6 protein-coding genes and 1 pseudogene are annotated in these 8,121 nt (G+C 75.4%); 3 read left to right on the plus strand and 4 right to left on the minus strand.

The features are described from left to right. A pseudogene (locus E1258_RS27140) lies at positions 1 to 230 on the plus strand (sulfate adenylyltransferase); the annotation flags it as partial. A 69-nt stretch (positions 231 to 299) separates the two neighbouring features. Here E1258_RS27140 and E1258_RS36025 read toward each other — a convergent pair. The 3 genes from E1258_RS36025 to E1258_RS27155 all read right to left on the minus strand — a co-directional run bounded on the left by E1258_RS36025 (position 300) and on the right by E1258_RS27155 (position 2,943). Next, positions 300 to 1,367: a hypothetical protein gene (locus tag E1258_RS36025; RefSeq protein ID WP_132406117.1), complete on the minus strand. Its 1,068-nt coding sequence runs from the start codon at positions 1,365 to 1,367 to the stop codon at positions 300 to 302. Beyond that, positions 1,354 to 1,710 carry a hypothetical protein gene (locus E1258_RS27150; protein WP_007071456.1) on the minus strand — a complete coding sequence of 119 codons (357 nt, stop codon included), beginning with the start codon at positions 1,708 to 1,710 and terminating at the stop codon, positions 1,354 to 1,356. Before E1258_RS27150 ends, E1258_RS36025 begins: the two co-directional genes overlap by 14 nt. A 138-nt stretch (positions 1,711 to 1,848) precedes the next feature. Beyond that, positions 1,849 to 2,943, minus strand: coding sequence for a PIN domain-containing protein (locus E1258_RS27155; protein ID WP_132406119.1), 1,095 nt, complete (start codon positions 2,941 to 2,943; stop codon positions 1,849 to 1,851). Positions 2,944 to 3,039: 96 nt separating this feature from the next. Here E1258_RS27155 and E1258_RS27160 point away from each other — a divergent pair, with 96 nt between their 5' ends. Continuing rightward, positions 3,040 to 3,741 (plus strand): alpha/beta fold hydrolase, encoded by a 702-nt coding sequence (locus E1258_RS27160; protein ID WP_132406121.1) that lies wholly within the window; start codon positions 3,040 to 3,042, stop codon positions 3,739 to 3,741. 179 nt (positions 3,742 to 3,920) lie between these two features. Continuing rightward, positions 3,921 to 7,199, plus strand: coding sequence for an NACHT domain-containing protein (locus E1258_RS27165; protein WP_132406123.1), 3,279 nt, complete (start codon positions 3,921 to 3,923; stop codon positions 7,197 to 7,199). A 79-nt stretch (positions 7,200 to 7,278) separates the two neighbouring features. Here the strand turns inward: E1258_RS27165 and E1258_RS27170 are convergent, their stop codons facing one another. After that, a complete protein-coding gene (locus E1258_RS27170) occupies positions 7,279 to 8,025 on the minus strand; it encodes a VOC family protein (protein WP_132406125.1) in 747 nt (248 codons plus the stop codon). Positions 8,026 to 8,121 lie beyond the last annotated feature (96 nt).

Below are 8,121 nucleotides of genomic sequence, written 5' to 3' on the forward strand. Positions count from 1 at the left end.
CGCGGGCGATCGTGCGGGGTCTGCACTACCGCCTCGACATCAACTCCCTGCACCGTGACGAAACCGCCACCCAACTCGACCTCAACGAGATCGGCCGGGTCCGCATCCGCACCACCATCCCGCTGCTCGTAGACGACTACCACCGCAACCGCACCACCGGCGGGTTCGTGATCATCGACGAGGCGACAAACCGCACCGTCGGCGCCGGAATGGTCGTGCAGCGGGACTGACGTCGCGCTACCAGGAGAGGATCGATCGGGGGTCGGCGATTGCCGGCCCCCGATCGTCGTGCACCCCCGCTACGCCTCGCGGTCGTTCGGGCCCCCGCCCGGTGGCCCGTCGACCCGGGCCGCCCAACGGCGCAGCAGGTCGATGCCCTCGTCGAGCTGCCCCTGCTCGGTCAGCAGCGTGACCAGCAGCGGCAGGCACCGCCGGTTGCCCTGCTCGACGGAGCGGCGCAGCAGGTCGATCGCCTCGCCCTGGCGGCCGTCGGCGACCAGCAGGGCGGCCAGTTCGTCGTACGCCCTGGAGTCGCCCAGCTCGGCGGCGACGCGCCAGTACCGTTCGGCCTCCTCGGTCTGCCCCCGCTCGGCCAGCAGGGCGGCCAGCCGCGCGGCGGCGTGCCAGTCGCCGTGGTCGGCGCGCAGCCGCAGCTCGTCGGTGTGCCCCCGGTCGGCGAGCAGGTCGACCAGGACGCTGCCCGCCCCCCGCGCCCCGGCGTCGGCGAGGTCGCGAAGATACCCGGTCGGGTCGGGCACCGGGGTCAGCCCGGCCGCCTCCGACCCGAAGAACCGACTGCCGCCGAACTCCCGGCGCAGCCGGTCGTCGAGGTCGTCGGCCAGAGTGATCATCCCGCGTACGGCCAGCAGCAGATGGGTGGGGACGAAGTCCTGCCCGAAGACGGGGATGGAGGCCCAGACCGTGCCGCCGGTGCAGTAGACCCGGCCCACGACCAGCCCGTTGGTCAGATCGGACAGCCGCTGGTACAGCGTCTGGGTCGGCTCGACGCCGGTCAGCAGCGGCGAGAAGACATCCACCAGGGGCGGATCGTCCTGGGCGCGTACGAAGATCATGGCGGAGCCGGCGCGGATGCCGACGTCGCCGTCGGCGTCGACCCGGAGCTGGTCGGCGGTGACACCGAGGACGGCGGCCAGGATCCCCTTCACCCGCTCGGTCAGCTTGCCGTCCCCGGCGTGCTGGTCCCCCGGCACCGGCACGGGCCGGCGGTGCGGGCCGACGACCGGCCGGGCGGCCAGCGCGGCGGCCAGCCTGGTGCGCGCGGGCACCGGCACGGCGGTCGTGGTGGTCGCCGGCCGGGCGGCCAGCGCCGCGGCCCACCGCTGCCACCGGTTGTCACGCGCCGTCATCGTGCTCACCGTCCGGCCGGTCGGCGGGCGGGTCGGCCGGCGGTTCCACCCGGACCTGGTCGAACATCTTGGCGATCACCAGCGGCGCGGCCACCCCGAAGGTGAAGCTGGCGAACGCGGTCTCGGCCAGGCCACCCGCGCCGGCCGCTGCGGCCAGGCCGGTGCCGGCCGCCGCCCGCAGCAGGACGGCGAAGACGACGATCGGCCGGTCCCGCCGGTCCCGCCACGGCCACTGCCACCGCCCCTCCGACTCGCTGGTCGGGCGCATCATGGCGGAGAGGTTCAGTGCCTCCGCGACGGCGCTGCCGACCATTCCCCACATCGCGGCCATCCATAGAGACACGTCCCAACCCTAGCGATCGAGGGATCCCCCGCCGGCACCGCCCCGCGCGGGTGGCGACGACACCGCCCACGGTAGTCGGACCCCGCAACCGACCGTCCGATCCGGACGCCGCGCGGCAGAGGCGGGGTCGGGGCGCGCTCAGGAGGCCGGCGTGGTGAGCAGGTAGTCGTCGGCGTCGGCGCTCCACCGCAGGTCCACGATCCCACTGGTGGCGGCGGCCTTGCAGAACTGCAGGAAGCTGCGGTAGCCGAGCTTCTTCTCGCTGAAGTCGGGGCGCGCCCGGCGTAGCTGGTTCTTCAGCCCGGACAGGGCGACCGCGCCCTCCCCGCCGGCCAGGTCGCCGACCACGGAGCGGAGCAGCCCGAAGGCCACCTCCCGGTCGCCGTGCTCGGGCAGGGACACCTCGGGATCGCCCTTCGCCGGACCCTCCGCCAGCTCGATCACCGTGCGTTCGGCGAGGTGCCGCAGCAGCTCGCCGAAGGTGCGGAAGCCGTAGTCGGACTCGCTGAACGTCGGGTCCTTGCGCAGCAGCGTGCGCTTGAGCGTCGAGGCGGTCACCTCGCCACTGGAGCTGCCCTGGAGGCCGGCCACGGTCTGCGCCACCAGCACGCTGAGCGTGTCGACGTCGCGGGCCGGCTCCGCCTCCACCGGCTGCGCCTCGGGCTCCTGCTCCACCGGCTCCACCTGCCCGGCCGGCTGGGGCTCCGGGCTGGGCAGCCGCGCCGGCCGGCCGCGCCGGGCCCGGGCCGGCGGGACGTCGACGCCCTCCAGCCGGTCGTAGTACAGGAACTCGTCGCACGCTGGCGGGAGCAGCGCCGACGTTGACTTCTCCACGCCCACGCCGATGACCCGCTTGTTGAGTTCCCGCAGCTTGTGCACCAGCGGGGTGAAGTCGCTGTCGCCGGTGCAGATCACGAACGTCGAGACGTACGCGCGCTCGAAGGCCAGTTCCACGGCGTCGACGGCCATCTTGATGTCGGCGGCGTTCTTGCGCGATGCGCCCATGCGCTGCGGCATCTCGATCAACTCGACGTGGGAGCGGGTGAGCATTCGCCGGTCCTCGTCGAAGAAGGACCAGTCAGCGTACGCCCGGCGCACCACCACCCGCCCCCGCTCGGCGAGGGCGTCGGCGATGGGACGCAGGTCGAACGCCATCCCGCCGAGGTGTTCGCGCGCCCCCAGCGCGAGGTTCTCGTAGTCGAGGAACAGGGCGATGCGGTCTTCGTGATCCACGAACGCCAGCGTACGCCCGCCCGCCTGCCTGCCAGCACGCGCCGCGCGCCGGCCGGCGGCGGCACGGCTGTCGGGGGTGGCGGCTAGGGTCCCCGCATGGACATCATCCTGATCCCGGGCTTCTGGCTCGACGCCTCGTCGTGGAGCGGGGTCACGCCGGCGCTCGAACGGGCGGGCCACCGGGTGCGGGCGCTCACCCTGCCCGGCCTCGGGGCGGCGGACGCCGACCGCGCCGGCGTCCGGCTGCGCGACCACGTCGCCGCCGTCGTCGCCGCCGTCGACGAGGCGGGCGGGCCGGTCGTGCTCGTCGGGCACTCCGGGGGCGGCGCGATCGCGCACGCCGCCGCCGACGCGCGGCCCGAGCGGGTCGCCCGCGTCGTGTACGTCGACGCCGGGCCGCTCGGCGACGGGCACCCCGTCAACGATCAGTTGCCGGTCGTCGACGGCGCGATCCCGCTGCCCGACTGGTCCGCGTTCGGCGAGGAGGACCTGCGCGACCTCGACCACGAGCTGCGCGTGGCGTTCCGGGCCCGGGCGGTGCCCCAGCCCGCGGCGGTCGCGTACGACCCGCAGGTGCTAGCCGACGAGCGGCGCTACGAGGTGCCGGCCACGATCATCGCCTGCGAGTACCCGGCCGCGCAGCTACGGGAGTGGATCGACCAAGGCCACCCGTACGTCGCCGAGCTGGCCGCGATGCGCGACGTCGAGTACGTCGACCTGCCCACCGGCCACTGGCCGCAGTTCACCAGGCCGGCGGAGCTGGGGCGGGCGATCCTGGCGGCGGTCGACCGGGGCTGAGCGCGGCGGGGGCAGAGCGGGGCCGAAGCCGCCCGGGGCGGGGCAGAGCGCGGCCCCGCCCCGGGCGGCCCCAGCGGGCGGGTCGCGAAACGACGGAACCCACACTGGCCGGCCGGGCCGCCCACTACCCTGGGCGCGAGAGCTGCTCGCCTTCTCGGCGGCCGACCACGGGGGTGTGGATGCGGCGACCGGCACGTGGCCCGTTCTGGGCGGCCGAGCTGTGGTGGCAGCAGCGCCGCCGCCGGTGGCGCACCCGACGGGAGCGCCACGCCGAGCGGGTCATCCGCCGGCGGATGGACCAGCGCACCAACCACCGGGTCGGCTGGCGCTACCACCGCCGGCTGCGCTGGGCGATCCAGCTCGGCGCGTTGGCGCTGCTGGCCTGGACGGCCTACTCGCTGGTGCTGCTGGTCCTCGACCGGGAGCCGCACCTGTTGCGGCTGTCGCAGTGGTGCGGCGGCGGCCAGCCACGGGCGTACTACTGCGGCCAGGTGCAGGACTTCGTCAAGGGCCCCCTGGTTCTCGCCCTGGGGCTGGCGATCTTCCTGGTGGGTCGCTACTTCTGGGTCCGGCACTGGTATCACGCCAGCGCCCTGCGCAACCGCCAGCTCGTCGTGCCCACCGCCGAACGCGACGTCAGCAGCATCCGGATCGTGGGGCGCGACGAGCTGTGCGACCTGATCATCCAGCGGCTGCGCGACCGGCGCACCCGACGCCCCTTGGTGCTGGTCGGCGGCATCGGCACCGGCAAGACGGCCACCCTCGTCCGCCTGGCGGAGCTGCTCACCGACACCCGGATCGTGCCGATCGGCGTCGACCTGCGCGGGGTCGACACGCCCGAGGCCCTCGACTTCCACCGGCTCGCCCGCGACCGGTTCCAGCGCACCATCGACACCCAGCTACACGCCGAGGGGGAGGCCGACAAGGTGTGGCGGCAGCTCTGGGTCGAGAACCGGGTCGTGGTGATCGCCGACGGCCTGGAGGAGGTGCTGGCCGACGCGCAGCAGCCGTACGACCGCGACAGTGTGCTCCGGCAGGCCATCCGCACCGCGGTCGAGGAGCGGCTGCCGCTGGTGATCGCGTCCCGCCCGGACGACCCGCTGCGCGGGCTGGACGCGCTAATCCTCCAGTTGGAGCCGCTCGCCGAGGGCGCCGCCCTGGAGTACGTGCGGGTCCAGCGGCGGCAGCCCGGCCGGGGGTACCGGTGGGATCGGGTCACCGCCCTGGTGCGGGAGGCCGACGTCGCCGACTCACCGTTCTACCTGCGGCTCATCGGCCAGCTCCACGAGGTGGACCGGCTCGACCGGGTCGAGTCGTGCGACCGGGGCCGATCCGCCGCGCGCTGGAGGCTGCTGGAGGAGTGGTGCGACGCGCTGATCGCCGGGGACCTCTACGAGGACTACGGCGTCCCGCAGACCGAGCGCGGTGACGCGATCGAGGTGCTCTCCGCCCTCGCCTGCATCGGGCTTCGCAACAACCGGCTGCGGGTACGGACGGCCGAGCTGGCCGGCGACGCGGGCGGGCCGGACGCGGGCCGCCGGTGGATCATGCAGGAGCTGCGGGCCCGGCTGCACAAGCTCGACCCCGGCAACCCGCAGGACGTCGGGCTCGCCGAGACGACCGGCGGCGAACTCAACCTCGTGGTCAAGCACCAGGACGGGGTACGGTTCGTGCACGGCGTGGTCCAGGCGTACCTCGGCGCGCGCTACCTCACCGCCGCGCTGCGCGACGACGGGTTCCTCGACCACGCCTTCGGCCGCAACGACGGCCCGGGCAGGGAGCTGCTGGCCGCCCTCACGCTCTACGCGCAGAGCGACGGCAGGTTCGAACGCCGGGACGGGCGTGGTCGACACCTGCTGCCCCGGATCCAGGGCCGCCTCGTCGACCTCGCCCGCCGCCCGGTCGAGGCGGACCAGGGCGCCCGCGACACGCGGGCCACCCGCGCTCGGTCCACCGCGCTGGCCCGGCGACTGCTGGCCGAGGCCGTGGCCACCAACAACCGCACCAAGGCCGTGGAGATGTTCGCCGCCGCCCTGGAGATCGACGCCGCCGCCGGGCACCGGGCCCACCGAGCCATCGCCGAGGCCGTCCGCGGGGCGTGGCCGCGCTACCAGGGCGATGGTTCCGTCACCGACCGTCCCCTGGAGGACGCGAAGATCGCCCTGGTGCACCGGTTCGGCGACGCCGCCCGGCTGTTGCGGCACGGGTCCGGGCCGGCGGCCCGGTGCCGGCGCGACCACACCCCGCAGTACCGGCAGCTCTTCCTGATGATGGGCGACGAGACGTCGTACCTGCCGCGGCTGGCCGCCGCGCGCCTGTTGGCCATCGGCGGCGACGCGGCCCTGCGGGCCCTGCACGACCTGCTCGACGGTGGGCCGGACGGCGCCGGCGACGCGCAGCGGGCGACGTACCTGCGGCAACTGCGCACCTGGCTGGCGCCCGCGATCTTCCTGGCCGCCAGCGGGGAGCAGGTGCCCGACGAGCCCCGCTGGCTGGACGTGGCCCGGGAGAACCTGAGGCGGTGGGTCGACCGCCTGGCGACCGACCCCTCGGACACCGCGCGCCTCTACGAGATCACCCTGGCCCAGGGGTTCCGCCTGGCGGCCAACTGCCGGTTGTACCCCCCGCACCGCAACGCGCTGCTGGAGGAGGCGGAGCGGGCGCTGCGGCACGCGCGCTTCTGGTACTCGCAGCTTGCCCTGCTCCAGGCGCTCACCCTGCTCGCCCTGCCCCACGACCCCGCCGAGACCCTGCGCGAACGCGGCCACGGCTCGGACCCGCGAGGGCTGATGGGCTACTGGCTGGGCATCGCCGGAGGCGGCGACGACGCCCCGTCACCCGGTAGTGGGACGACCCACCCACTGGTCGAGGAGGCCGCCGCCCTCTGCGTCGAGGCGCTGGTCGACCGCCACCCGGAGCGGCACTGCTGGGTCGACGAGCGGGAGATCGTCTGCCGGGTGGGCTCGGCCAGCCCGCAGCCGGAGATCCGCCGGCTCCAGGACTCCTGGCTGCAACCCTCGCTGGGCTGGGGGGTCCTGGCGCCGCGCGCCCAGCGCCTGCTCGCCGACGTGATGCTGCTGCTCAACCTCTCCGACCGGGGGGCCGACGACGTGGAGCGGGCCGCCCGGATCAGCCGGGCGTGCCGCCAGGACCTGCCGCCGTGTCTCACCATCGACCGCAGCGCCCTGCGGGTGACCCTGAGCCGCCGGCAGGCCCACGAAGTCCACCCCGGGTCCACCTGCATCGACGACTGCCCGTTCCGGCTCTGTCCGCTGCCGCCCAAGGGCGACGAGCTGCCGTACCAGATGGACGAGGTCTTCTGCGCCCGGCAGGTCGACCTGGTCGGCCACTGGCTGCGCCCGCAGGCACGGGCCGGGTGGCAGGCGGTCAACCGATCCGACCTGCGGGCCTTCTGGCGGGAGATGTCCGAGCGGATGGCGCCGGCGTGGCGGAAGTGACCGGGCCGGTCGTGCGGTTGCGGCGGCCGTTGGCCGCCGCCCGGCGGGTCCGCGCGGGTGGCCCGGGGTGGCGCGAGGGCTACTCCGGGGCCGGGGCCGGACGGATGACGGTGAACACCGCGCCCGCCGGGTCGGCGAGCGCGGCGACCCGGCCGGTCGCGACGTCGCGGGGCGGCACCAGCAGCCGGCCGCCCAGCCCCGACGCCCGCCCGGCCACGGCGTCGGGATCGGCGACGGCGAAGTACACCATCCAGCCGGTGGGCAGCAGGGCCGCCAGCGGTGGGGGCAGCGCCAGCCGGCCGGCGACCGGCCGCCCGGCGGCCAGCAGCAGCGCGTACGAGTCGTCTCCGGCGTCCGGCGGCGCGCTCGCGCGCAGCCCGAGGGCGTCGGCGTGGAACCGGTCGGCGTCGGCGGGGGCGGTCGTCATGTACTCGTACCAGCTCGGCCGGCCGGGGCCGGGGGTGACGACATCCGTGCCGGCGCCAACGCGGAAGGACCCGCCGAGCGGGTCGTGCACGTCGCGGCCGTCGAGGCGCGCCCCGGCCCGGCCGGCCGCGACGCGGACGGCCTCGGCATCGGCATCGGCGGCGGCGACGAAGACCGGCCACCAGCGGGCCGGCGCGGCACCGTGCTCCAGCTCGGCGGCGAGGGTCCCCCCGGCGTACGCCGTGACCCCGCCCGCCGGTCCCGGGTGGGCGGGGTCGCCGCCCGCCGGCCCGGCGTACGCCCAGCCGAGCAGGCCGGCGTAGAAGGCGCGGGCGGCGCCGGGGTCGGGGGTGACGAGCGTGACGCCGCCGGGCAACGCCAGCGCGGTGGAAGCGTTCACCTGGGTCTCCGGTGGGGACGGCGGTCGGTGGTCGAGGGGACGGGCGCGACGTCGGCCGCGGTCGGTGGCCGAGGGGGCGGACGCGACGTCGGGGGC

The sequence above is a fragment of the Micromonospora sp. KC207 genome (assembly GCF_004348615.1).
GTDB lineage: Bacteria > Actinomycetota > Actinomycetes > Mycobacteriales > Micromonosporaceae > Micromonospora.

What these genes read in the sequence shown, in the direction of transcription:
- E1258_RS27160 (WP_132406121.1), top strand. Translation starts at nt 3,040, where the DNA reads ATGGACATCATCCTGATCCCGGGCTTCTGGCTCGACGCCTCGTCGTGG.
- E1258_RS36025 (WP_132406117.1), bottom strand. Translation starts at nt 1,367, where the DNA reads ATGACGGCGCGTGACAACCGGTGGCAGCGGTGGGCCGCGGCGCTGGCC.
- E1258_RS27165 (WP_132406123.1), top strand. Translation starts at nt 3,921, where the DNA reads ATGCGGCGACCGGCACGTGGCCCGTTCTGGGCGGCCGAGCTGTGGTGG.